Annotated in this window: 15 protein-coding genes; 8 read left to right on the top strand and 7 right to left on the bottom strand. The window is 67.6% G+C overall.

Annotation, left to right across the window (positions count from 1 at the left end; all coding sequences use genetic code 11):
* Positions 1-266: 266 nt before the first annotated feature.
* The gene (locus tag ABZZ74_RS04820; protein WP_356761899.1) at positions 267-1,343 is read right to left on the bottom strand and encodes a lytic polysaccharide monooxygenase; all 1,077 of its coding nucleotides are present in this window, start codon (positions 1,341-1,343) and stop codon (positions 267-269) included.
* 1,010 nt (positions 1,344-2,353) lie between these two features.
* Between ABZZ74_RS04820 and ABZZ74_RS04815 the strand changes: the two genes are divergently transcribed.
* Entirely contained in the window at positions 2,354-6,010 is a 3,657-nt protein-coding gene (locus tag ABZZ74_RS04815) for a S8 family serine peptidase (protein WP_356761898.1), read from the top strand.
* A gap of 71 nt (positions 6,011-6,081) precedes the next feature.
* Positions 6,082-7,083 (top strand): LuxR C-terminal-related transcriptional regulator, encoded by a 1,002-nt coding sequence (locus ABZZ74_RS04810; protein WP_356761897.1) that lies wholly within the window; start codon positions 6,082-6,084, stop codon positions 7,081-7,083.
* Positions 7,084-7,144: 61 nt separating this feature from the next.
* On the opposite strand, the gene acnA is transcribed toward ABZZ74_RS04810, so the two are convergent.
* Entirely contained in the window at positions 7,145-9,862 is a 2,718-nt protein-coding gene (gene acnA, locus ABZZ74_RS04805) for an aconitate hydratase AcnA (protein WP_356761896.1), read from the bottom strand.
* Between the two features lie 327 nt (positions 9,863-10,189).
* Here acnA and ABZZ74_RS04800 point away from each other — a divergent pair, with 327 nt between their 5' ends.
* From ABZZ74_RS04800 to ABZZ74_RS04775, 6 genes are all read left to right on the top strand, one after another.
* Positions 10,190-13,048: a TnsA-like heteromeric transposase endonuclease subunit gene (locus ABZZ74_RS04800; protein WP_356761895.1), complete on the top strand. Its 2,859-nt coding sequence runs from the start codon at positions 10,190-10,192 to the stop codon at positions 13,046-13,048.
* On the top strand, positions 13,045-14,058 hold the full coding sequence (locus tag ABZZ74_RS04795; protein WP_356761894.1) for a TniB family NTP-binding protein: 1,014 nt from the start codon (positions 13,045-13,047) through the stop codon (positions 14,056-14,058). Before ABZZ74_RS04800 ends, ABZZ74_RS04795 begins: the two co-directional genes overlap by 4 nt.
* A gap of 31 nt (positions 14,059-14,089) precedes the next feature.
* A complete protein-coding gene (locus tag ABZZ74_RS04790; RefSeq protein WP_356761893.1) occupies positions 14,090-14,755 on the top strand; it encodes a hypothetical protein in 666 nt (221 codons plus the stop codon).
* 212 nt (positions 14,756-14,967) lie between these two features.
* The gene (locus ABZZ74_RS04785) at positions 14,968-15,225 is read left to right on the top strand and encodes an integrase core domain-containing protein (RefSeq protein ID WP_356761892.1); all 258 of its coding nucleotides are present in this window, start codon (positions 14,968-14,970) and stop codon (positions 15,223-15,225) included.
* Between the two features lie 765 nt (positions 15,226-15,990).
* On the top strand, positions 15,991-16,254 hold the full coding sequence (locus tag ABZZ74_RS04780) for a helix-turn-helix transcriptional regulator (protein WP_356761891.1): 264 nt from the start codon (positions 15,991-15,993) through the stop codon (positions 16,252-16,254).
* A gap of 228 nt (positions 16,255-16,482) precedes the next feature.
* Positions 16,483-17,964 (top strand): UvrD-helicase domain-containing protein, encoded by a 1,482-nt coding sequence (locus ABZZ74_RS04775; protein ID WP_356761890.1) that lies wholly within the window; start codon positions 16,483-16,485, stop codon positions 17,962-17,964.
* Positions 17,965-18,462: 498 nt separating this feature from the next.
* Here ABZZ74_RS04775 and ABZZ74_RS04770 read toward each other — a convergent pair whose 3' ends face one another.
* The 5 genes from ABZZ74_RS04770 to ABZZ74_RS04750 all read right to left on the bottom strand — a co-directional run bounded on the left by ABZZ74_RS04770 (position 18,463) and on the right by ABZZ74_RS04750 (position 24,871).
* On the bottom strand, positions 18,463-19,041 hold the full coding sequence (locus tag ABZZ74_RS04770; protein WP_356761889.1) for a hypothetical protein: 579 nt from the start codon (positions 19,039-19,041) through the stop codon (positions 18,463-18,465).
* Positions 19,038-20,099, bottom strand: a complete 1,062-nt coding sequence (locus ABZZ74_RS04765; RefSeq protein WP_356761888.1) for an AAA family ATPase — start codon at positions 20,097-20,099, stop codon at positions 19,038-19,040. Before ABZZ74_RS04765 ends, ABZZ74_RS04770 begins: the two co-directional genes overlap by 4 nt.
* Positions 20,100-20,934: 835 nt before the next feature.
* Positions 20,935-21,528, bottom strand: coding sequence for a hypothetical protein (locus ABZZ74_RS04760; protein WP_356761887.1), 594 nt, complete (start codon positions 21,526-21,528; stop codon positions 20,935-20,937).
* 153 nt (positions 21,529-21,681) lie between these two features.
* Positions 21,682-22,170 carry a hypothetical protein gene (locus tag ABZZ74_RS04755; RefSeq protein WP_356761886.1) on the bottom strand — a complete coding sequence of 163 codons (489 nt, stop codon included), beginning with the start codon at positions 22,168-22,170 and terminating at the stop codon, positions 21,682-21,684.
* 388 nt (positions 22,171-22,558) lie between these two features.
* The gene (locus ABZZ74_RS04750; protein ID WP_356761885.1) at positions 22,559-24,871 is read right to left on the bottom strand and encodes a UvrD-helicase domain-containing protein; all 2,313 of its coding nucleotides are present in this window, start codon (positions 24,869-24,871) and stop codon (positions 22,559-22,561) included.
* Positions 24,872-24,959 lie beyond the last annotated feature (88 nt).

Genomic DNA, 24,959 nt, shown 5'->3' with positions numbered 1-24,959 from the left:
GTCGGGTCGGCGCACGGAACGCGCCACTCGATCGGGTAGTAGCAGGCCAACTGGGTTGACATCGTTGTCCGTTGGCGCGGTAGAGTCATATGCAGACCAATCGACAACGTTGTCGCATCACAGCGTCGTCGCACAAGCCGGCACCACCGCACCAGCCAGCACACCGCACAAGCCAGCCACACCCGGACAGGTACTCCCCCGGCCTGGACCGGCTCGCGGACCCGGTGGGGCGACACACCGCCACCGGGTCCGCCCTGAGCGGTGCCTCAACCGACGCGACAGGGCAGGGTCGTCGCACTGTCCCCGCCGTCGCCCTGGACCACGTACCCGAAGGTGGCGCTCTGTCCCGGACTGAGCGAGCCGTTCCAGTCGGCGTTGTGGACCATCACGTCCTGCCCGGTGTAGGTCGCGTTGCCGTTCCACAGGCTCGCGACCCGCTGGCCGCCCGGCAGGGTCCAGTCGACCATCCAGCCGAGCATGGGGACGTCACCGGTGTTGGTGACGGTCACCTCGGACTGGTAGCCGCCGTTCCAGCTGTTGGTCGTCCGGCGGGTGGCCGAGCAGGTGCCCGGGACGGGGTCGGTCGGGTTGCCCGGGTCGTGAATACCCGTCACCTCGCCGTTGCCGCCGTCGAAGACGACGTCGGAACAGGAGTAGAAGGTCTCCGCGCTGTCCGAGCGCTGCCACACCATGTAGATGATGTGCCGCCCCGACTTGTTCGCCGGGAGCTTGCCGGTCCAGGAGTAGTTGGCCTCGACCGTGCCCGGGGTGCCGTTGAGCGGTGGGTGGTCGACCGTGAGGAAGGGCTTGTCCTCGATGTCGTCCCAGGTGAGTGGCTTCGTCGGGTCGTAGCCGTCCTTGGTGACGTAGACATAGAACCAACCGGGGTGCGCGGCCCAGGCGTTGTAGGAGAAGTCGACGGTCACGCCCGAGGTGAGGTGGGTGAGCGGCCAGTCGCCCCGCGCGAGGTTGAAGCCCGTGAAGTTGGGGTTGCCGCCGCTGCACAGCTCCCCGTCCGGAACGAAGCCGCGGGTGCGGCCGGCGCCGTCGGAGCGCAGGACGGAGAACCAGTTGTAGAACGGGGTGGTGCCGCTGACCTGTTGGGCCGCCTTGCAGGCGGGGTTCACGGGTTTGATCTCGCCGGTGTCGGTCAGTCCGTCCTGCCAGCACAGGAAGGTGCGGCTGGCGGGTTTCATGGGGGTGCCGTGCGCCTCGGCCCGGCCGCCGGTCGTGACGATGAGACCGAGGGCGGGGACGGTGGCGAGCAGGGCGAGGAGGACCAGGAGGAGGGCGCGGGAACGTAAGCGCTTCCCTGTTATTGACGCGATCATGACACTCTGCATGGTGGTGTCCGTCCTTCCGAGGGGGACGGTGGGAGTGGGGGTGGGTGGTGCGGTGGAGGGCCCGCGGGTGCGGGCTGCCGTGCTGGATGGCGTGCGGGGTGGCTGGTGCGGTGTGGGGGGACATGCGGGCGGGGCGGCCGGCGCGGTGCGGGTCAGGCGCCGTGCGGCGGCCGGGGGGTGGGAGCGGTCCGGGAGGGGGTCCGGCGGGTTCCGGTCCGTCGGGCCCCTTTATGGGAGCGCTCCCATCCCACCCTGAGGGGGAAGTTAGCGCCGAACGGGCCAGTTGTAAACGGGCTCGTACGGGGCACCTCCCCCCGCCCCTGCGCACGCGTTGAACCGCTCGGCCGTGCGCCCGCGTTGTGGGGGGCGAAGCCGGGACCGGACAGGGCGGGGAAACGGAAGCCGGGCCGCTGGTTCAGGTGTCAGACACGGAGACCGGGATCCGGTCGCCGTCGTACAGGCCGACTTCGGCCGGGACGACGGCCATGATCTGTCCGCGGCCCCCGTCGGCGATGTCAGAACAGGCAAGATTTCACGCCCGGATCCTCAACCGGGTGCTCGGATCTGCGCGAAGTTCGCCTGCACGGCGTGCGGGTTCGCAGCGAACGCGGACCACGTCGGCGCGACGCACGTCCTCAACAGGGCCGGGCTGGTCCTCTGTCGAGCCCGTAGGCGTCCGCGATGAAGTCGCCCGCGTCGTGCATGGTGGTCCTCTCCGGCCGCCTGATCCTTTGTGAACCGACTGACGATACGTCACTGATGCCGTGACCGGGCCGGGTTCAGGTGCCGGTCGGCGCAGGGACGCGCGGGAGCCGAGGGTCTGGGGCAGGCAGGGCACTGAGGTGTCCGGGACTGGCCGGAGGGGGGCAACTGCTGTGGCCGAAGGGGGCATTGGCACGCATCGGCCACCGGATTCCCTTGAGCCGGCTGGGCGGCGGCCCACAGGCTGAATTCCGGCCTCCGCTCACCGGCGGAGGCGTCTGACATGTTTCAGGGGAGGACGTCCACCCATGCGAAGACTCCACGCCCTGTGGGCCGGGGCCGCGGCTGCCGGACTGCTCGCGGGGGCGATCCCGCCCGCGGCGGCCGCTTTCGGAGCCTCGGACACCACACCGCCCGCGGCACCGCGCGCCGCGGCGCCGCAGATCGTCACCCTCATCACCGGCGACACCGTGTCGCTCACCACGGGACCGGACGGCAAGAACGCCGTCGACGTCCGGCGCGGGAAGGGCCGCGAGGCCGCCACCTTCCTGTCCAGCGAGAAGAACGGCGAGATCAGCGTCCTGCCCTCGGACGCCATCCCGCTGATCAAGGCGGGCCGGCTCGACCCGGCCCTGTTCAATGTCACCCAGCTGGTGAAGCAGGGGTACGGCGACGCGAAGACCGGTACCACTCCGGTGATCGCGACCTACAGCAGGGGCGGCGCGACCCCCGAGGGCGCGCGCCGGACTCTCGCTCTCCCCGGGATCGACGGCGCCGCGCTCAGCGCGAAGAAGTCCACCACCTTCTGGGCGGACGTCGCCCCGGCCCTCGGCACCCGGGCCACCAGCAAGGCCGCGAAACAGCTCGGCGACGGCATCGCCAAGATCTGGCTCGACGGCAAGGTCGAGGCGTCCCTCGACGTCAGCGTGCCGCAGATCGGCGCACCCGAGGTGTGGCAGGCGGGCTACGACGGCACGGGCGTGAAGGTCGCGGTCCTGGACACCGGCGTGGACGCCGGTCACCCCGACCTGGCCGGCAAGATCGCCGGGTCGGAGAACTTCGTACCGGGCGAGACCATTCAGGACGGCCACGGCCACGGCACCCATGTCGCGTCCACGATCGTCGGCTCGGGCGCGGCCTCCGGCGGCAAGCGCAAGGGTGTGGCGCCGGGAGCTCAACTCCTGATCGGGAAGGTGCTGGGCAGCGACGGTCGCGGCCAGACCTCCTGGATCCTCGATGGCATGAACTGGGCGGCGCACTCCGGTGCGAAGATCGTCTCCATGTCGCTGGGCGGAACGGCGTCCGGCCCCTCCGATGTGCTCAGTGAGACCGTCGACGAGCTGTCCGCCGCCACGGGCGTCCTCTTCGTGATCGCGTCGGGCAACGCGGGTCCGGGCGAGCAGACCGTGGGCACCCCGGGCATCGCCGACTCGGCGCTCACCGTGGGCGCGGTCGACAAGTCCGACAAGCTGGCGTCGTTCTCCAGCCGCGGCCCGCGCCTCGGAGACTCCGCGGTCAAGCCGGAGATCACCGCGCCGGGCGTGAACATCACGGCGGCCCGTGCCGCCGGCACCTCCATGGGCACGCCGGTCGACGACTACTACACGAGCTCGAACGGCACCTCGATGGCGACCCCGCATGTCGCGGGCGCCGCGGCGCTGGTCGCGCAGGCGCATCCGGACTGGACGGGACAGCAGATCAAGCAGGCGCTCGCGAGCACCGCGAAGACGAACACCGTCAACTCGGTGTTCGAGCAGGGCGACGGCCGGGTCGACGCCGTACGGGCGGTCCGTCAGGGCGTCTTCGCGACGCCGACGCTGAGCTTCGGCACGTACAAGCACGACGACACCGAGGCCGACAGCAAGGACATCACCTACACCAACACCACCGACAAAGCCGTGGAGTTGAAGGTCTCCTCGTCGCTCCCGGACGCCGCCCTGAACGCGGACACCGTGACCGTTCCGGCGAAGGGCACCGCCACCATCGGCGTCACCGTCGACCCGGCCGAGGAGAAGGCGGGCCGGTACACGGGCCACATCACCGCGGGCGCCGACGGCGTCCAGGTCACCACCGCCGTCGGCTTCGAGAAGCTGGCGAAGACCTACGACCTGAAGGTGTCGCTGGTGGGCCGGGACGGCAAGCCGTCCACCTCGGCGTCGATCTACATGCTGCAGGAGCTCAACGGCGCGTACCCGGACACGTACGGGTACATCGGCAAGGGCAACACCTTCAAGGTGCCCGCCGGTACGTACAACGTGGCGTCCTGGATCTCGACGCTGGACGCCGCCGGACTGGAGGCCGACACCTCGGTCGTCGGCGATCCGGAGATCAAGGTCGACAAGAACACCGAGGTCGTCCTCGACGCCCGCAAGGCGGTCGAGATCAAGCCGAAGACCAAGCAGGACTCCGAGTTCCAGGGCTTCACCACCAACTGGCACCGGGAGGGCCCGGGCAGCGCCTGGGGCATCACCTACAGCCAGGGCTGGTGGACCGACCACGTCTACGTGGCGCCCACCGAGAAGGTCACCGAGGGCACGTTCGAGTTCTCCTCGAAGTTCCGTCTGTACGCCAAGGAGCTGACGGCGAGCGTCACCAGCCCCGAGAAGTACGCGCTGCCCCTCGACTACGCGCAGACGTACAGCGGTTTCCCGGTGAAGATCAACGGTGACCGCACGGTCCGGGCGGTGGACGCGGGCAGCGGCACCGTGGCCGACTTCGCGGGGCTCGACGTCAAGGGCAAGGTGGCCGTCGTCCGGGTGGGCGCCGGTGCGACGGCGGACGAGGCGCTGGCCAACGCGACGGCGGCAGGGGCGGGTTACGTCCTCGCCTACCACGAGACGCCCGGGTACTGGATCTCCTGGGTGGACAGCGCGACCATCCCGCTGATGACCGCCACCGGCGAGGACGGCGCGAAGCTCGGGGCCCTGCTCAAGAGCGGGAAGAAGGTCAAGCTGAAGCTGCACGGCACCGCGGTCAGCCCGTACGTGTACAACGTGATGTTCCCGCAGACGGGCGCCGTCTCGGCCGACCAGACGTACGACCTGAACAGCTCCAACACGGTGAAGCAGACGGTTCGCTATCACGGGACCAAGGCCGGTCAGGTCGGCAAGGACGCCGTGTACAGGTACCGTCCTTGGCAGTTCGCCGACATCGCGACGTTCAACAACGTGCAGCTCGGCACGGAGCGCACCGAGTACTACAACGTCTCCGACAGCCGGATCTGGCACGCCGTCTATCCCGACACGAACGCCACGAAGCCTCAGTGGAACTCCCTGCGAACCTTCGACAAGGCGGGCAGGCTGCCCACCGAGGACTGGCTGCGCCAGGTCGTCCGTCCGGCGACCAGTGAGCAGTACGGTCTCTCCCAGCGCACCGGCGACAAACTCACCTTCACGATCCCGGAGCTGAGCGACTCCACGCCGGGGCACTACGGGTCGGTGGACAACGTCCAGGACACCGCGAAGGGCAAGCTCTACGCGGACGGACAGCTGGTCGGCGACAGCGCGCTCGGCGGACTCGGCACCTTCGACGTCCCGGCGGCGAAGGCCTCGTACCGCTTCGTGCTCGACGCCAAGCGCACGGCCGACCGAGCCGCGTACTCCACCGGCACCCACACCGAGTGGTCCTTCGCCTCGGCGCACACGGACCAGCTGACGGCGCTGCCGCTGCTCTCGGTCGACTACGAGGTGGACGGGCTCGACCTCCTCAACCGCGTCGACCGAAAGGACAAGTCGGAGCTCGGACTCTCCGTACGCAACCAGTCGGGCAGCGTCGCGGCCGGTGACCTGAAGGCATGGGTCTCCTACGACGACGGCACGTCCTGGAAGGAGATGAAGGTGAAACACGGCGAGCTGGAACTCAAGCACCCGAAGGGCGCCGAGTTCGTGTCGCTGCGCGTGCGGGCCGCCGACCGGAACGGCAACGCGGTCGACCAGACCGTACTGCGAGCGTTCGGCCTGAAGTAGACGACCTGAGGTGCGCGGCCTTCCAGGCCGTTACGAACATCCTTAACAGAGATCGTCTACCGTGCCGGGCCATGGTGAACACGGCATACGACACGGCAGGGCAGACCCCCGCCGCGAGCCCCTGGGCTGCGGTGGGGGTCTCCGCGTTCGACGAGCTGGTGTACCAGGCGGTCCTCAACCAACCCGACGCCGGCACGGCCGGCTGGGCGTTGCTGACCGGTGCCTCCCCGGCCCGGGTCCGCGAGGCCTGCAACCGGCTGCTCGCGCTCGGGCTGCTGCAGCCGCCCGACTCGATGGGCGGGTTACGGGCGGTGGACCCCCGGGTGTCGATCCGCGGGCTGATCCGGCGGCGCGAGACGGAGTCCGAGCTGCTGGCCGCCACCGCCGAGGAGCTGGCGACCGCGTACGAGGCGGGGCTGCTGCGCGAGGAGCCGTCCCGGCTGGTCGAGGTCGCCTCCGGCGAGGGCGCCATCGCGGCACGCCTGGAGGAGATGTACGCGCGCGCAGAGCACGAGGTGTGCCTTTTCGACACACCGCCGTATCTCGCCCCGGCCGCTCCGCAGGTGGATCTCCAGGCCGATCTGCTCAGCCGCGGCATCGTCTCTCGCGGGATCTACGCGGCAACCGGCCTGGAGGATCCGAAGGTCCTGTCCCGCGCCCTGAGAATGGTCGAACTCGGCGAGCGGGCCCGGGTGTTGCCGTCCGTGCCGCTCAAGCTGCTGGTGGTCGACGGATGCCGGGCGCTGCTGCCGCTGACCGCCTCCGTGGCCGGCGGCTACTGTGCCGTCGTGGTGTGGCACTCGGCGGTGACCGAGGCCCTGCAGAAGCTTTTCGACCTGGCCTGGCAGCAGGCGACGCCGCTGGGCCAGGCGGCCGACGACGGTGAACTCTCCGAGAGCGAGAGGACGTTGATCCGGCTGCTGGCGGCCGGAATGAAGGACGAGGCGGTGGCTCGCCATCTGGGGGTGAGCCTCAGGACCCTGCGGCGGCGGGTGAGCGAGCTGCAGGAGCGGCTGGGTGCGGCGAGCAGGTTCCAGCTGGGGGTGCGGGCCTCGCAACGCGGCTGGCTGTGACCGGCGAAGGGCCGCATCCCCCGGACGGGGAACGCGGCCCTCGACTGCCGTGCTGTACCGCTTACTTGCGGATCAGGCTGCGCAGCACGTACTGCATGATGCCGCCGTTGCGGTAGTAGTCGGCCTCACCGGGGGTGTCGATGCGGACGACCGCGTCGAACTCGACGCCGGTGTCGGTGGTGACCTTCACCGTGCGCGGGGTGGTGCCGTTGTTGAGCTCCTCAACGCCGGTGATGGAGAAGGTCTCCTCGCCGGTCAGACCGAGGGCCTGGGCCGAGCCGCCCTCCGGGAACTGCAGCGGCAGGACGCCCATGCCGATGAGGTTCGAGCGGTGGATGCGCTCGTACGACTCGGCGATGACGGCCTTGACGCCGAGCAGCGCGGTGCCCTTCGCGGCCCAGTCGCGGGACGAGCCGGAGCCGTACTCCTTGCCCGCGAGGACGACGAGCGGGATGCCCTGCTCGATGTAGTTGCGGGAGGCGTCGTAGATGAAGGAGACCGGGCCGCCGTCCTGCGTGAAGTCGCGGGTGTAGCCGCCCTCGGTGCCCGGCGCGATCTGGTTGCGCAGGCGGATGTTGGCGAACGTACCGCGGATCATGACCTCGTGGTTGCCGCGGCGGGAGCCGTAGCTGTTGAAGTCGCGGCGCTCGACGCCGTGCTCCGTGAGGTACTTGCCGGCCGGGGTGTCGGCCTTGATGGCACCGGCGGGCGAGATGTGGTCCGTCGTCACCGAGTCGCCCAGCTTGGCCAGGACACGGGCACCGGAGATGTCGGAGACCGGGGCCGGCTCGTGCTGCATGCCCTCGAAGTAGGGGGGCTTGCGGACGTAGGTGGACTCCGGGTCCCACTCGAAGGTGTTGCCGGTCGGGATGGGCAGGGCCTGCCACTGGGCGTCGCCCGCGAAGACGTCCTGGTAGGACTTGTTGAACATGTCCTCGCCGATGGCGTTCGCCACGACGTCGTTGACCTCGGCCTCGGAGGGCCAGATGTCCTTGAGGAAGACCGGGTTGCCGTCCTGGTCGATGCCCAGGGCGTCCTTGGTGATGTCCACCTTCATGGAGCCCGCGAGGGCGTACGCGACGACCAGCGGCGGGGAGGCCAGGTAGTTCATCTTGACGTCGGGGTTGATCCGGCCCTCGAAGTTGCGGTTGCCGGAGAGGACCGACGTCACCGCGAGGTCGTGGTCGTTGACGACCTTGGAGACCTCCTCCGGCAGCGGGCCGGAGTTGCCGATGCAGGTGGTGCAGCCGTAACCGACCAGGTTGAAGCCGACCTTGTCGAGGTACGGGGTCAGGCCCGCCTTGTCGAAGTAGTCGGTGACGACCTTGGAACCCGGGGCGAGGGTGGTCTTGACCCACGGCTTGCGGGTGAGGCCCTTCTCGACCGCCTTCTTGGCCACCAGGGCGGCGGCGACCATGACGTACGGGTTGGAGGTGTTGGTGCAGGAGGTGATGGCCGCGACCGTCACCGCACCGTGGTCGATCTCGTACGTCGAGCCGTCGGGGGCGGTCACGGTGACCGGGTTGGACGGGGCGCCGTTGGGGTGGATGGCCGGGGCGTCGGAGGCCGGGAAGGACTCCTGGCCCGCCTCGTCCACGGTGTCGACGTAGTTGCGGACGTCCTGCTTGAACTGCTCGGCGGCGTTCGCGAGGACGATGCGGTCCTGCGGGCGCTTCGGGCCGGCGATGGAGGGGACGACCGTGGAGAGGTCGAGCTCCAGCTTCTCGGAGAAGTCCGGCTCGGCCTTCGGGTCCAGCCAGAGGCCCTGCTCCTTGGCGTACGCCTCGACGAGCGCGAGCTGCTGCTCGGAGCGGCCGGTGAGCTTGAGGTACTTGATGGTCTCGTCGTCGATCGGGAAGATCGCGGCGGTCGAGCCGAACTCCGGCGACATGTTGCCGATGGTGGCGCGGTTCGCGAGGGAGGTGGCGGCGACGCCCTCGCCGTAGAACTCGACGAACTTGCCGACGACACCATGCTTGCGGAGCATCTCGGTGATGGTCAGCACGAGGTCGGTCGCGGTGGTGCCGGGGGTCAGCTCGCCGGTGAGTTTGAAGCCGACGACGCGCGGGATGAGCATGGAGACCGGCTGGCCGAGCATCGCGGCCTCGGCCTCGATGCCGCCGACGCCCCAACCGAGGACGCCGAGGCCGTTGACCATGGTGGTGTGCGAGTCGGTGCCGACGAGGGTGTCGGGGTACGCCTGGCCACCGCGGACCATGACCGTGCGGGCCAGGTGCTCGATGTTCACCTGGTGGACGATGCCGGTGCCGGGCGGGACGACCTTGAACTCGTCGAAGGCGGTCTGGCCCCAGCGCAGGAACTGGTAGCGCTCCTTGTTGCGGCCGTACTCCAGCTCGACGTTCTGCTTGAAGGCGTCGTTCGTGCCGAACTTGTCCGCGATGACGGAGTGGTCGATGACCAGCTCGGCGGGCGCCAGCGGGTTGATCTTCGCCGGGTCGCCGCCCAGCTCCTTGACGGCCTCACGCATGGTGGCGAGGTCCACGACACAGGGAACGCCGGTGAAGTCCTGCATGATCACGCGGGCGGGCGTGAACTGGATCTCCTGGCTGGGCTGGGCCTGGGAGTCCCAGCCGCCCAGGGCGCGGATGTGGTCGGCGGTGATGTTCGCGCCGTCCTCGGTGCGGAGCAGGTTCTCCAGCAGGACCTTGAGGCTGTACGGCAGTCGGGCCGAGCCCTCCACCTTGTCCAGCCGGAAGATCTCGTACGACTCGTCGCCCACCTGCAGCGTGCTGCGGGCGTCGAAGCTGTTCGCCGACACGACAGTCTCCTTCATTGATGTGCGCGTACCACCGTCCATCGTGCCGCCACGCCGACTTGGCCGGTCCGGTCAGGTCAGGCTAAGTTAGGTTTGCCTTACTGGAGCGGCGACCACGGTGCGCCTCGGCAGATATCTCGATGTCGAGATAACTCTAGTACATGGGCGCTGGATGGTCATGCCCGGCCTCGTGATCTGTCGCAGCGAAGATTGAGCATTGTCAGCGAAGACTGGTGAGCGCTAGGTATTCTCAGCGAAGGTTGAGTGGCCGCTGAGGCCTGACTGTCTGGGGGGACGGTGGGGGACCCGTTACTCGCGTACGGCGATCCCGTGCTCAGCGCCTTCGACCTGGACTTCTTTGACGGTGGACGACGTCGTCGCACCGCGTTGGGTGCCGGGTGGGACGTCCGGTTCGAGGATGTACCTCCGGTACGTGGGTTCCGCTGGAACAAGGGCGACCGCAGTTTCCCCGGCTGGTACTACGCGGTAACCACCGGCGGCCACGTGGGGTACGAGTCGTGGCTGGAGCGGGACCGGCTGATCCTGCTGGATTTCGCCCCGGACGTGGTGGGGATCGCCTCCCAGCCGTTCTGGTTGCACTGGCGCAACGCAAACAAGCGGCGGCGGCACGCGCCTGACTACTTCGTACGGCTCGCTGACGGCCGCGCCCGGGTGGTCGATGTCCGCGCGGCGGACCAGGTCGACGAGCGGACCGCACAGGCGTTCACCGCAACCGAGCAGGCATGTTCGGCGGTTGGCTGGGAGTTTTTGCACCTCGGCCTCCCCGATCCGGTGTTCATGGCGAACTTGCGATGGCTGGCCCGTTACCGGCACCCCCGGTGCGGCCGTGAAACGGACGTCGCCGAACGCCTTGCAGAGGTCTTCCGGCAGCCACGCCAGCTGCGGGCGGGAGCCGAAGAAGCCGGGGACGTGCTGCGGATTTTGCCGGTGTTGTTCCACCTGCTCTGGACTGGGGCACTTCGCGCTGACCTTGATGGGTCCCTGCTGGGCGGTGGAACAGTGGTGCACGCGTCCGATGGGACCGCCGACGGGCTGGAACTGGAAGGTCGCGGTCGCAGCCTGCTGTTGCGTCCGAGACCGGGCACACGCAATGAGGGGTGCCAGATGCCCAAGCTGTCGAGGCCGGCCGCGCTCGTGGTGGGCGACCGGGTGCGGTTCGCCGGGCAGGTGCGGGCGGTGGTCGCCGTGTCCGCGCGGGCGGTGACGCTGACCGACGAAGGCGGCTCGCCGCGGGAGGTTCCGCTCGTGGTGCTGCTGGGCGAGAAGGACTTTGAGGTGCTCAACAGCCCAGTGCGGATACCGGTGCCGCCGGTGTCACTGCTGGAGGCGCTTCCCGAACGCGTTCGAGAAAAGGCCCTGTGGTGGGAGGGGCACATCCTTGAGGTCCTCCACGGGCTGGGCCCCGACGCCGATGCGGATGCCCGGCCGCGGCCCGAATACGATCCGGCCCGCCACTCCCTGACCGCGCGCGAGCGGGCCAAGGCAGCCGAGCTGACAGCCGCGGGCAGCCGAGTCAGCGTGAGTACGGTCGGCAACTTCCGCCGCCGCTACCAGGCCGAGGGGTTGCTCGGGCTGGCCGACCGGCGCCCGGTCCGCAAGAGGCCGCGGTTCGGGATGGTCGATAACGCGGTGGCCGAGGCCATGCGGCAGGCGATCAAGGAGGGGGAGGACGACTCCACCCGCACCGGGACCTACATCATCTGGCGAACGAGCGAGATCCTGCGGGAGCAGGGCGAGAGAGCGATCAAGCTGCCGTCGCAGGCGACGCTCTACCGGCTGCTGACGAAGCTGTCGCAGGGCAACCCCACTTCGGCAACGGCCCGAAATCGCCGCTCACGCGCCCACGGGGCGAAGGCACCGTTCGGCCAGTGGACGGTGTTCGCGCCGGGCGAGGTCGTGCAGATCGACTCAACACCGCTGGACGTGCTGGTCCGACTCGACGACGGGGTGGTAAGCAAGGTCGAGCTCACCGGCATGATCGACGTCGCGACCAGGACGGTGACGGCGGCACTTCTGCGGCCCACTACGAAAGCGGTCGACGCGAGCGTGCTGCTGGCCCGCACCGTCACCCCCGAGCTGATGCGCCCTGGGTGGGTCGACGCCCTGAGGATGTCACGGTCGGTGCTCCCGTACCGCCGACTGCTGGACATCGACGAGCGTCTGGAGCACGCGGCCGCGAAACCGGTGATCGTTCCGGAGATGATCGTCTGCGATCACGGCAAAGCGTTCGTCTCGCGCAACTTTCGCGCCTCATGCCGCTTCCTGGAGATCGATTTCCAACCCACGCACAAGGCGTCCCCGTTCCAGAAGGGGCACGTGGAAAAGATGCTGGACTCCGTCGGCACACTCTTCGCTCAGTTCGTGGCTGGCTATACAGGCCGCAGCACCGACCACCGCGGCCGCAACCTGCACAAGCAGCCGCTGTGGTCCCTGCTGGAGTTACAGGAAGTTCTTGACGAATGGCTCGTTGCAAAGTGGCAGAACCGCGCACATGACGGGCTGCGCGACCCGTTGCATCCGGGTCGGTCGTTCACGCCGAACGAGAAGTACACCACCCTGGTCGAGGCCTGCGGCTACCTCCCGTTGGCGCTCAGCGCCGAGGACTACATCGAGCTGCTGCCGTCGACCTGGCGGGCGGTGAACGACTACGGCATCAGCATCAAGCGCCGCATCTATGACGGTCCGGGCCTGATCCGGCGCCAACACTCCGGCATCACGGAGAAGAAGGGGTTGTGGGAAGTCCACCACGATCCCTACGACATCTCCCGGGTCTGGGTACGCAACCACCACGGCGATGGCGCGTGGATCGAAGCTACCTGGAGACACCTGCGCCACGCCCCGGTCCCGTTCGGTGAACTGGCCTGGGATCACGCTGCCCAGGGCTTGCCTGAAGGCACCGAGGCGGAGATCGCGGAGGCTGCCGCGGCCCTGCTGACCCGCGCCCATGCCGGGCCGCAGGACACGGAGGCGAAGCCGAAGAAGCGCACCCACCGGGACAAGCGGGTGGCCGCCCGTACCAAGGCCGCCCCGCCGGTCCCGACGCCGCCACCGGCCTCATCCCCCACGCCGAAAGCCGAGCCACCGCAGCCGGAGGAGGAAGAGCGGCTGGCCAAAGTGATCCCGCTGGGCCTGTTCGATCCGCTCGCCGACCCCTGGAAGACTCGATGACGCCACCGCACAGCCCGCTCGCCCTGTCCGCCGACGGCCCGCAAGAGCCGGAACGCCATCTGACGACCCTGTCCGGCTGGCGAGCCTTCGTCGCGGACCAGCCGGTCATACCCGAGCTGCTGAGCGACGTCGAACTCGAGAAGCTCACTCTTGCCGAGCGCACCCGCTACGACGAGGGCCGGATCGACCATCACACCCGGCTGCTGGTAGTGGCGACCTCAATTGTCCAGCAGACGGTTACCTGCGGGCGCCGTCTGGTGCTGCTGAACCGGCACGCAGTCAGTGCCCGCCGCGGACTGATCGTCTCCGGACCGGCCGGCACGGGCAAGACCACCGCGATTACCCAGCTCGGCCGTTCGCACGAACTCATCGACCGGGCTCGCCATCCGGGGTTGCGCGACCGTATCCCGGTTGTCTACATCACGGTCCCGCCGGCCGCCACACCGCGGATGGTCGCGGTCGAGTTCGCCCGGTTCCTCGGTCTGCCCGTCCGCACCCGTTCTAACATCACCGACATCCTGCAATCAGTCTGCGGCGTGCTGGCAGACGCCCGGGTGGGCCTGATCTTGGTCGACGAGCTGCACAACATCTCGCTGGCGACCAGATCCGGAGCCGAGGTCGCCGACACGCTGAAGTACTTCTCCGAGCGCATCCCTGCGACGTTCGTCTATGCCGGGATCAATGTCGAACGCCAGGGCCTATTCGACGGCACCCGCGGGCAGCAGATCGCCAGACGCTTCACCTTGGTCCCCACCGCCCCGCTGCCCTACAAGTCCGAGTGGCAGGGTCTGGCCGCCACTCTGGAGGACTCCCTCCGCCTCCACAACCACAAGCCCGGGAGCCTCACCCACTTGGACCGTTACCTCCATGACCGTACCGGCGGCATGATCGGCTCGCTTTCCCACCTGATCCGCGGCGCCGCTCTGGACGCGATCCTGACGGGCACCGAGGAGATCACCGAGCGGAGCCTGAAAGCGATCCCGCTCGATCACAGCTCCGACTCCGACTAACTGGCCTCGCCAGAAAGGATCGCCCCGCACAATGCCGTCCCAGCGCACTGACGCGCAGGGGCTCACCCCGCTGCCGATGCGGGTACGTCCGCACCTGGGCGAGAGCACCGAGAACTACATCCGCCGTCTGGCCCGGGCCAACCATCTGAAACCCAGCGCCCTGCACAGCGTCGCCTGCGGCCCGCCGAACTGGACCGGCAAACCGCGCATTGAGCGGCTCGCCATCCTCACCGGCCGTCCGGTCGACCATTTGGAAAGGGCCTTGGCCGACGGCTCCATCCCGCGTCTACGCACGACGATCACGGGCCGGTACGAGTGGCTACCCAAGGACACCTACCTGCTCTATCTCAAAATCCGCAAGGACGCCGAGAAAGGTTTGTCCTCGCATCAGCTCGCCGAGCGGCACGGCGTAAGCCGACGCATCGTCCGCCAGGCCCTGACCGCCTCGCTCCCTCCCGCCCGCCGACGACCCAACTCATACCCCAAGACGCCGGTCATCGACTTGGTCCGCCACCTAGTGGACCCGATGATCAGCCAAGACAAGAGTGCGAAGGAAATCTGGACGGCCTTGATGGATGACCACGGCGTCTCGATCTCCTTCTCCACGCTCAACGCGTACGTCCGCAACCAGCGGACCGGCTACAGCTCGTCCTCGCTCCCCCAACGGCTCTGCGGGCCTCCACCGTGGCCTCACTAGCCAGGACTCGGCATCGTGAACCGCTCCGGGATCGGTGGAGGCTCCGGACTGTCCCGGGTTGGGTGGACTCGAGCTGCTGGGTTCACGCTACGGGTGAGGTGCGGAGTTGAGCGATCGCCGACCACAAGCGCGCCGAACTGGCCACCCAGGCCCTGGCCGCTGCCGAGCGGTGCCGCGGCAGCCTCGCCGGCACGGTCATGTACACCGATCACGTGGCCCAGTACACAAGCCGGGCATCCGCCGACGCCTACCGCAGCGCGGGCACGATCCAGAGCATGAGCACCGTCGGTAGTTCGGCGGACAACGCGCTCGCCGAGCCCTTCAACGCCACATGCAAGCGGGAGAACCTCCAGGTTCGCAGTGCCTGGGCCGATGAGTGTGAAACCCGCATTGACCTATTCCGTTGGCTGCACCCCTACAACACCCGACGCCGCCACTCCAGCCTCGAACAACGCAGTCCCATCGCCTAGCGCTCACCTGGCGCGAAGCCGACTGGGTCTTCTGAGCCCTCGGCTGCCCTTGAGTCCCGCGACGCCGACCCAAGAGTTGCCAGGCAGGCCGGGCCGCGGACCCGGCCTGACACGGGTCAGCTGGATTCCTCGACTCAGGCAGAGGGGAGCATTCACCACTGAGCTTCGACCCACTCCAGGGGCTCCTCTGAGAGGTCTCCGCCTCTGGGGGCCTGTGCCTCGGAGTCGCTAGTGGCCCGCACCGGAGGCTCAGGGACGGTGGCGGCGTGAGGGATGGCAGCAGCGCACGCGTCGCAGGCGTCAGCGAGGTGCCAGGTCCGCCCTCCGTCCGCTCGGATGAGCAAAAGCCGCAGCTGGCCGGCGCACGGGCCTTGACGCCGGTGCCATGCGCAGGATTTGTCGCGGCACTGGCAGGTGCGCAGGTGCGGGGGCAGCCGGGACTCCACGAGATGGCGAGCGAGGTGCCGGCGGATCTCCTCGACCGCGACACCCGCCGCCGGCGCGGGCAAGGGGCAAGCGCTGCAGCTCAGCATGGACTGCCCGGATGGACTGGTGATCGTGACGGTCCAGGCGTGTGAGGACAGGGTGTTGGTCATCGGTCCCTCCAAACCGGGATGCGGGCGTCCAAGGTTCTCCCCACGGGACGGCTCCGGGAGCGGCCACCGTAGTGCAGACCTATGCCCTAGCGAACTGGCGCCTTACCCTCGCAAAATAGGGCAGACATCTGCACTGCCAGGGCAGGGGTCTGCACCGTCGGATGGACGGGTGACGATCTCCCTGCCGCCGGAACCCGACCCGACGGCACTGCGGCAATCTCTCGCCCGCCTCCGGGCATCCCACGGCTGGAGCTACGACGAACTCGCCGCCCGCAGCGGCCTGTCCCGCCGCACCCTCATCGAGATCGAACAGGGCCGCACCATCGGCACACTGGCCACCTGGCATGCCCTCGCCCATGCCTTCACCATCCCGCTGGGTAAGCTCCTCGACCCGCTCTGCACCGGTCACGAACCTCCAAGCTCCGGGCGTTGAGCGAGGCATCCGCAGGTCACCCGAAGGAGAAGTCCGTCTCGCATAGCTGCGTGCAATCCGGATGTGTGTCTCATTCTTGTCACCGCATCGAAGGGTTCGGGCCGCGCGCGCACGGGCGCTGGGCGTGTCCGTTGGCAAGTTTGGCTCCGACGCCCGCGCCACGTGCAGGTCGATTCTCTATGCCCGCTCTTCGGCGCGGGCCGTCACGGCTTCCGGAGAGGTCCCTTCATGTCCTTCATCCCCACCGACGAACAGGCTGCGGCCCTCGAGACATTCCAAAGTGGTGACCATCTCGCCATCCAGGCCGGCGCCGGGACGGGCAAGACCTCCACACTCGCCCTCCTCGGCGAGCAGATGCCCGGCCGCCACGGGCGCTACCTCGCCTTCAACCGGGCCATCGCCCGGGACGCAGCTGCCCGCTTTCCCGCGACCGTGCAGTGCAAGACCGCCCACTCTCTGGCCTATGCCGCCCTCGGCCACCGCTACCGCAGTCGTCTCAACGGCCCCCGCAAACCCGGCTGGGCTATCGGCCAGGATCTGGGGATCAACGCCCCCGTCCGTATCAGCGGACTCGACCTCATGCCCGCGACGCTGTCCAACGCGGTGCTGCGAACGGTGACCCGCTTCTGCCAGTCCGCCGACACAGAACTGGCCCACCATCACGTCCCGCACTTGCGGCGCCTCGACGAGGACGAAGCACACGCGGAACTCGCCAACCTGATCCTGCCGTACGCACGTAAGGCGTGGGCTGACCTGCAGAATCCCCATGCGGGTATGGTGCGCTTCGAGCACGACCACTACCTGAAGATGTGGGCCTTGACGGAACCCGTTATCCACGGCGACTTCCTGCTGCTGGACGAGGCACAGGACACCAACCCCGTGCTCGAGCAGATCGTCCTGGCCCAAAGAGAACGGACTCAGATCGTCATGGTCGGCGACTCTGCCCAGGCCATCTACGGCTGGCGCGGTGCCAGGGACGTGATGATCCGCTTCACCGGCCGCCATCTCACCCTCACCCGCTCCTTCCGCTTCGGCCCTGCACTCGCAGCCGAAGCCAACCGATGGCTCACCCTCAGCAAGGCCCCTATCCAACTCACCGGATCACCCGGCATCCCCACCACCATCGGCGCGCGTACAGGCCACCCAGACGCGGTCCTGTGCCGCACCAACATTGGGGCCATCACCGAAATCCTCGCCCTCCTCGAAGCCGGCACCAAAACGGCCCTAGTCGGTGGCGGAGACGCACTGCGCGCCCTGGCCCAGGCCGCTGGCGACCTCACCCAGGGCCGCCGCACCCATCACCCCGAACTCGTGCTGTTCACCACCTGGACGGCCTTGCGCGACTACGCCGAGCACGACCCAGCCGGAAGCGACCTACAGCCCTTCGCCAACCTCGTCGACGACCACGGCCCCGACGCCATCCTCCACGCCGTGAATCGCCTTGTTCCCGAAACCCACGCTCAGGTCACCGTTACCACTGCCCACAAAGCCAAAGGCCGAGAATGGGCCCGCGTGCGCATTGCCCCCGACTTCACGCCTCCTACCGACACAGACGAGGTTGATGCTTCAGGCCACCCCGTACCGGGCCCGATCGACGAAACTGAGGCCCGTCTGGCTTACGTGGCTGTCACCCGTGCGCGCCACCATCTCGACCCCACCGGCCTAGCCTGGATCAACCGCCATCCTGACAGCCCGCCCATGGCCCGGTGACACAGTTGGCGTGCCACCTGGTCGGCTCCGCGAGTGTTCTTTCGCAGCGAAGGCTGAGCGGACCGCCCCGCGCCGGGTCGATCGTCAGTCGGATGTCACTTCCGAGATCAGCGCGCGGACGCGGGTCTCGATCGCGTCGCGAATGGGACTTACAGCCTCGACGCTCGGAACGAAACGACTGACCGAACTGTGAATCCCGGCGGGGAGTCCGTGCCGCACCCGCGGCGGGAAGACCGCGACGAAGTACCACACCCCACGCTTCATTCTCGTCCCCGCGCTCCGCGAGGAGCTGGAGGTGCTCATCCCCGAGGACCGCGAGAGGCGGCCGTAGAAGCCGGGCCCGCCCATCGATGCGGCCCCGGCGGCGCTGGCCACTACGCCGATCCGGGTTTGGACGCCCATCGTTCAGCATGAGGACATTTCCAAGCCAGAATTTCTCATGCCTCGCGAGGCGTCGGAGGTTTACGTGCTGAGCTGACTGAGCTGCCCTATCTCAAGTTAGTCTGACGGTTCCTCTGCCTTCGGGCTGTCGCCACTTTGGGTGGGTCGTCCCCGGAAGGCCGAACCCTTCGTGACTCTGGACCCGACCCGTTCAACGATGCGGTCGATGACCCGTTGGGGATCTTTCCACTTCATGGCCAGCCGATCGTGGTCCATCCCGTGTTCGGAGACGATGTCCCGCAGCTGTTCGAGGCTGAGTTCCTTGAGTCGCAAGCGCAGGCCGGACTCACCCGACTCGGCGAAGACGGCAAAGGGGTCGATGACACCTGGGGTTCGTCTGCTGGGACGCCTCGGCCGTTCACTAGGACGTGATACCGACGGCGGCTCGGGGCTAGCAAGTGCTTTGTTGAGTGCCTTGGCAAGACGCGATGTGCGTGCGGCTTCGGATGCGACTACGCCAAGGACACGCGCGAGCGTTCCTGCAAGTTCTGGATCGGACGCTCCGAGCTTCAACAGGGCTTCGCCGGCCTGCTGAACTTCGGCATGCAAGGTGATGCTGTTGTTCCGACTCGGGGCGCCCTCGCCGGAGGAATCGCCGCCCACGGCGTCGGGCTGGCTGTTGCTCTGCTCGGTCATGCGTTCTCCTCGACCAGTTCGATGAATTCCTCCGTCATCGAACGAAATGCTTTGTACTCGCCTTGGTATCCATACTTCTGTCGCAGAGTACTGCGGCCGACGAATTCCGCGGAGCCAGCGATGTTATCCCTCTCCGGGATGTAGGTCGGCAGCACGACAGGAAGCTCTTCGTCGTCTTCAAGCCTGGCGACGGTGTTTCGGTGCACAGCAGAGGCTGCCCTGTATTTTGTTACGACGATTCCGATTTCAGTGATCGTCTCTCCTAGGCTGTCAGCGAAGGCACGCACGCGCTGTTGAATCTGAGGGATTCCGTAGGTCGAAAGGACGTCTGGAATCGTGGGAATGATGTAGCCGTCGGAAATTCGAAGACCGTTCAGGGTGACAATCCCGAGGTTCGGCGGGCAGTCCACCAGCACGTAGTCATAGTCGTCGAGGATCTTCCGAACCGCCTTGCGCAGAAGGTCGGTCGGATTGTTGGAATAGAAGCGTCCCGAAGACATGGACGCCAAGCGGTCCTGGACATCGATGAGATCAAGCGAAGAAGGGAGGAGATCCACCTTTCTGACTGCATCAACTGACGAGACATTTTGCTGGAGAGTCTTTCCCAGGTCGAATTTTGGAGACTCGCCTTCAGGGCGGAGGGCATCCTGGAACAGAGTGGCCAGGGTATAACCACTGTCGTTGAGGCTCTCCCACTTCTGCTCCCCGACGAGGACCGTTGTCAGATTGGTTTGCGGATCAAGATCGATCACCAGGACTCTCTTATTGAACTCCGCAGAGAGAAACTCTGCGAGCGCAGCCGTGGTGGTCGTCTTTCCGACCCCGCCCTTCAAGTTGATGGTCGCGATGACATGGGCCATATGACTCTTCCTCCGCTTGAGATAACGACGAATCTGGCTTGCACGAAAAACCGGGCCGCTGCGCAGGTCTGCGATGGGTGCCGGGAAGCGCTTGTCGCGAGTGCGCCAGTTCGCGACGACCGTCCGACTGACTCCGGCCATCTCGGCCACTTCGAACAGCCCGACGAGCTGGTCGCCCGACTCGGATGTATCCGGCAAGGCGCCTCCTGTGAACGTCATTCACGCTTGCCTGACCATCGTGAATGACGTTCACACCTCCAGTCAAGTCTCCAGCTCGGTTCCATCGGCCCATCAGGCGAGGGGCGAGCAGGTGAAGCTTGGCGTCTGTGGTGGCCGCCGACTCCTTCCGCAAGTAGGAGATCTCTGCGTGCTGGGCTGCGAGGCGGGAAAGCGCCTCGGCTAGGAAGCTCTGGAGCTCGTCGAGTTCCACGTTCTTCCTGCTGAGGCGTTCGCGCAGAGTCGCGACCTCGCCCTTGAGCCATTCGATCTGCGCCAGTCGTGGGTCGGGATGCTGTCCGGCTTCTTGGGCGGCGGCCCGCTGACGGTCGAACTCGGCTTTCAGGTGCGGGTCGGTGCGGTAGAACGTCGCGCGCGGCACTCCCGCGAGGGTGCAAAGGCTCTTGACGTCGCACTTCAGGCCGTCGGGAACGGGGCCAACGAGGAGTTTGCGCATCGCGTTCGCGTGCATCAACAGGTACATGAACACCGCCGCCAACCCGGCGTCCCGCTGGCTCTTTCCAACGCCGTCCCGGCCAGCCTCTCGGCCCCGATCACCTGTCCTCGCTCCTGAACCAGGTCGGAATCCCAATCGCCGCCGCCCGCGGCGCCGCAATCCGCCAGCAACTCGTCGAACTGCCCGCACCTGTGGTCGCGGACGCTCTCGGCTACCACGACAAGACCACCAGCCGCTTCCGCAACGAGACAGGTGGAACCTGGAGCCGATACGCCGCCGGAGACCACGGAAGGTCGCCAGCAGGCTGGGTACCTCGGGGAACCAGCAACCGCTGAACGCGGGGCCAACTACTACCTCGGCCTAATACGGCGCGGCTGTGCTGATGTTGTCCGCTAGATCGGTCAGTCGAGACGCAAGCTTCTGGAAGCGGCCCTGCCGCTTGGCCCAGGGCCCAGCGCTGCCAATTCGTTGCAGCTTGAGGACGTTGAGTACCTTGGCCTTACTTGCCGGACTCTCGTGGGCTGCGAAGTTCCGCAGAGCGACAAGTTGGTCCAGCGCATCCTTGAACTTCGGGTCCTTCACAGCCGTGGGCAGGTAGTGGGTGGGGGGCATGAACTGCTTGAGGACCTTGAGCAGGCCGTCCCGTCCCTTGAAGTCGAAGTACCCCCCACCTGTCACGAGGTACTCACACACCTCATCCGTAAGATGTTTCGGGAAGTTGATCCCGGTCTGACTAGAAATCGTCCCAGTGTCGTTATTCACTGCGCAGACGATGCACTCAAGCATGAGGTGCTCGAAGGCGACGGCGGTCTTGATCAAGGCGAGCTCGAATGTCCAGGTCATCGCCTGGTCCGTGAGCTTCGAGTCTTCGGCCTCTTGAACGAAGGCAAGGATGCGGTCGATCTCGTTCTTGAAGGCGTTGGCGGCGTACTTGGCGCTCTTCTTTCGGCTCACGGGCGAACACTAGGCGGGGCCATTGGTCCAAATCCACCAATGCACCGAACTACATCACACCCGGTCACCAGCAGAGTGGCAGCACACGCACAACTGACGACGGCTGAATACGAGAGCCCACCAATAGCTGTACCGCCGTGCCTACCGGCCCCGTCACCTACGGCGCCCCAAGGTTGGCAGGCCACCGGAAACCGTACGCAGACTGACCGAGGGGGTGCGTTCGTCCTGCCGTCCGTGCGCCGATTGCCGCCGCTCCGCCTCGCGACGCTTCGCCACCTCTTCAGCCTCTCGGCCAGCCTCAGTCTCTGGGTGCATCTCCACCGCGGACGTCACCAGCTCGATCAGCGACTGCCTGCCCTTACCCGTCTGCGACCCGGCCACAAGGGCGCCCCGGTTGGTGCTCCTCGTGATCACGATCTGGCGGGGTGGCGTGGGTGGATCAGGAACCGCTACGCGTACGCCTTCTCCGGCTCTCAGACGGTCGAGAACTATGTCGAGCGCGGCCAGGTTCGTCGTCAGGCGGACCTTGGTGTACGTCCAGCCCTTTCGTGGAGTCAGGGACGCCTCGACGACATCGCCGTCGGCGCAATGGACGAAGGCCACGAAGCTGGGCCACGGCTGACGGCGTTCGCTATTCCCCATGCATCCGAATGTTCCACCAGATGCACAGCTGCCACCATCCCCCCAACGGGCCATCCCCGCATGTGATTTTGCCGGTCCAGCAGTGCGGAGGAACCTGCGAGCCGACACCGCTGGCGATCGCACAGGGTCACCAGCAGGGTGGGGCCCACGAGGAACTGGCGACAGATGAACAGGCGAGCCCACCAGTACCGAGGCCGTCCTAGGCGGATCTCATCTACTCCAGGCTGCGTGACCGAACGTGTCAGACCCGGCCGGACGGTTGACACCTGGACCGGAGAAACGTGAGCCCACCAGTAGGGCCGTACAACTCGCTTTCCCTCCCTCGGAGTGGGCCGCGTTCGTGCGTTTGTGCCGTGGAACGCGGCCCACTCCGAGGCCCTGAAGCGGCTCAGACCGGCAGGTAGGGGCTCGGCTTGTCGTGCCAGCTGATGCGGAGGGCGTCGCGGGCGCGGGTCGCGGCCACGAAGAGCAGAGAACGGGCCCTGAGTTCCTCGCGGGCGCAGCGCCGGGGGTCGGTGGTGCGGTAGCGCTCGAGGATCTCCGTGCGGGGGATGACGCCGTCGCGGGCGCCGACGATGGCGAGCTTCTGGTACTCGAGGCCCTTGAAGCGGTGCATCGTGCCGACGTGCACCTCGCCGTCTCCCTTGGGGCCGTCCTTGGTGAGCTCGGCGACGGTGATGCCCGCCTTGGTGGCCAGGTGGAACATCACCTGGCTGGCCATGTCCCGCTCCGCGACGCACACGGCGATGCTGCCGCGAGGGTCACGGCGCGGGCCGGCGCCGCCGTTGCCCGTCGCGATCTCCTCGCGCCAGGCGGTCAGCGTCGTGGCGAGCCGGTCGAGTTCGTCCTCCCAGGAATCGCAGCGGACCAGGTCGGGCACGGGGCCCCGCAGGACGGAGCGGTACCCGTCGAGGGTGTCGGTGCTGTCGTCGAGGTCGTCGTAGGCAAGGTCCTTGCCGGTGAGGTCCACCACCCGCAGGGCCCGGGAGAGGATCTCCCTGGTGGTGCGGTAGCTGAGGGTGAGCCGGGAGGAGCGGCCCCGGATATTGATGCCGACGGTGGAGAGGGTGACCTGTTGGTCGTAGATGCGCTGGTGGGTGTCGCCGGCGATGAACAGGTCGTCGGGGCCGGGGGCGACCATGGCGCGCAGCATCTTCCAGTGGGCGGCGCGCAGGTCCTGGGCCTCGTCGACGACGATGTGCCGGTAGCGGTGGTGGAGGAAGCGCATGCCGGAGCCGTCGTCGCGGTGGATGAGGTCCTTGCCGCCAACGGCCTCTTTGTGCTCCTGCCGGGCCCTGATCTTCGCGTCGCGCTCCGCCTCGAGGCGGGCGGCGCGCTCGGCGGCCTGCCCCCAGGTCTCCAGCCCCTCTTTGTCCAGGCGGGCCGTGAACTGCTCCAGGATCTTCCAGATCTGTGCCCGTTCAGGGCGGGTGACGGAGCGGCCGCGGCCGGCGCGGCGGGCGTCGAAGTACGCCTTGCGGGTGCCGATGGACTGGCCGAGGATCACCTGGTCCCACTCCTCGTAGAGGAACTCGGCGTCCCAGCGGCGCTCGTCGAGTTCGAGCAGGAGTTGGCGCAGCACGTTGAGCGCGGTGCTGTCGTACACGCGCTGCCGGGCCGCGCCCTTGACGGAGTTCTCGCTGAGGACACGTGCGGCGAGCTGGTCGATGTGGGCGATCTCCACGCGGGCGAGCAGCTCGGGCTCCATCAGTGAGGCGAGGCGGGCGCGCAGGTCGGTGGTGAGGTTCTTGGTGAACGTCGTCAGCAGGATGGGCTTGTTGTGCCCGGGCGGCAGCTGCTGCGCGAGGTGCTTGACCCGGTGCAGGGCGACGATCGTCTTGCCGGTGCCGGGACCGCCCGAGACGCGGGCCGGACCGCTGTAGGCGCGGTGGACGAGCTTGGCCTGGGTGGGATGCAGGAAGACCTTCCAGGCGCGGAAGTCGCCCTCCTCCAGGGCGGCCTGAATGTCGGCGTCGATGGTGGTGACGGTGGTGCGGGCGAGCGCGGCGCCGAGGTCCTGCGCGTAGTCCTGGCCGAGGTCGACCTTGACGGGGGCGGTGATCTCCTTGCGGACCTCGTCCAGGGGCATGCCGGCGGCGAGCCCGTACAGGATGTCCTTGGACAGCAGGGGTGCGCCCTCGACCAGCTGGTCGAGCTCCTCGCTGCCGGTGACGGCGAGCGCGAGGTCGATGAGCTGGTCGGCGACGCCGAGGTCTCGCAGGTCGTCCGCGGTGACGCCGGTGAGCAGGGGCTCGGCGGCGGCCGGGACGGATTCGGGCTCGAGCTCAGGTTCTGGCGCGGGCGCGGGTTCGGGTTCGGCGGGGGTGAGGGTGACGCCCGCGCGGCGCAGCACGCTCTCGCCCACCACGGAGAGGTCCACGAACTCGATCTCGCCGGTGACCCGGTTGATCGCGACCGAGAGTTCCTCGTAGACGTGCTTGCGGTGGCGCACCGCGATGACGAGCCAGTTCTCCTGGCCCTTGTCGTCGACGCCGGCCCTGGCCAGCAGGGCGCGGTACGACTGGTCGATCTTGGCGCGAAAGACCCGGCCGTCGCCCTTGAGGGGCTTGAGGTCCAGGCCGGGGTGGTCCGGGTCCTCGCGGAAGCGGTGGCAGAAGTCGTAGAACTTGCCCTTGACCGAGCGGTCGAGCTTGTACAGCTCCTGTTCGGCCTTCTGATACAGGCTGAGCCGGGCGGTCATGGGATCAGTGCTGCCTTCCGTCGTCGGGGAGTCGCAGGAATTGTGAAGGCCGGAGGAGTAGCGGAGGTCGTAGGAATCGCGGAGGTCG

It is taken from the genome of Streptomyces sp. NPDC006476 (assembly GCF_040612015.1).
GTDB lineage: Bacteria > Actinomycetota > Actinomycetes > Streptomycetales > Streptomycetaceae > Streptomyces > Streptomyces griseorubiginosus_B.
The sequence above is the reverse complement of the archived record's forward strand: the minus strand, read 5'-3'. Positions and strand labels throughout refer to the sequence as shown.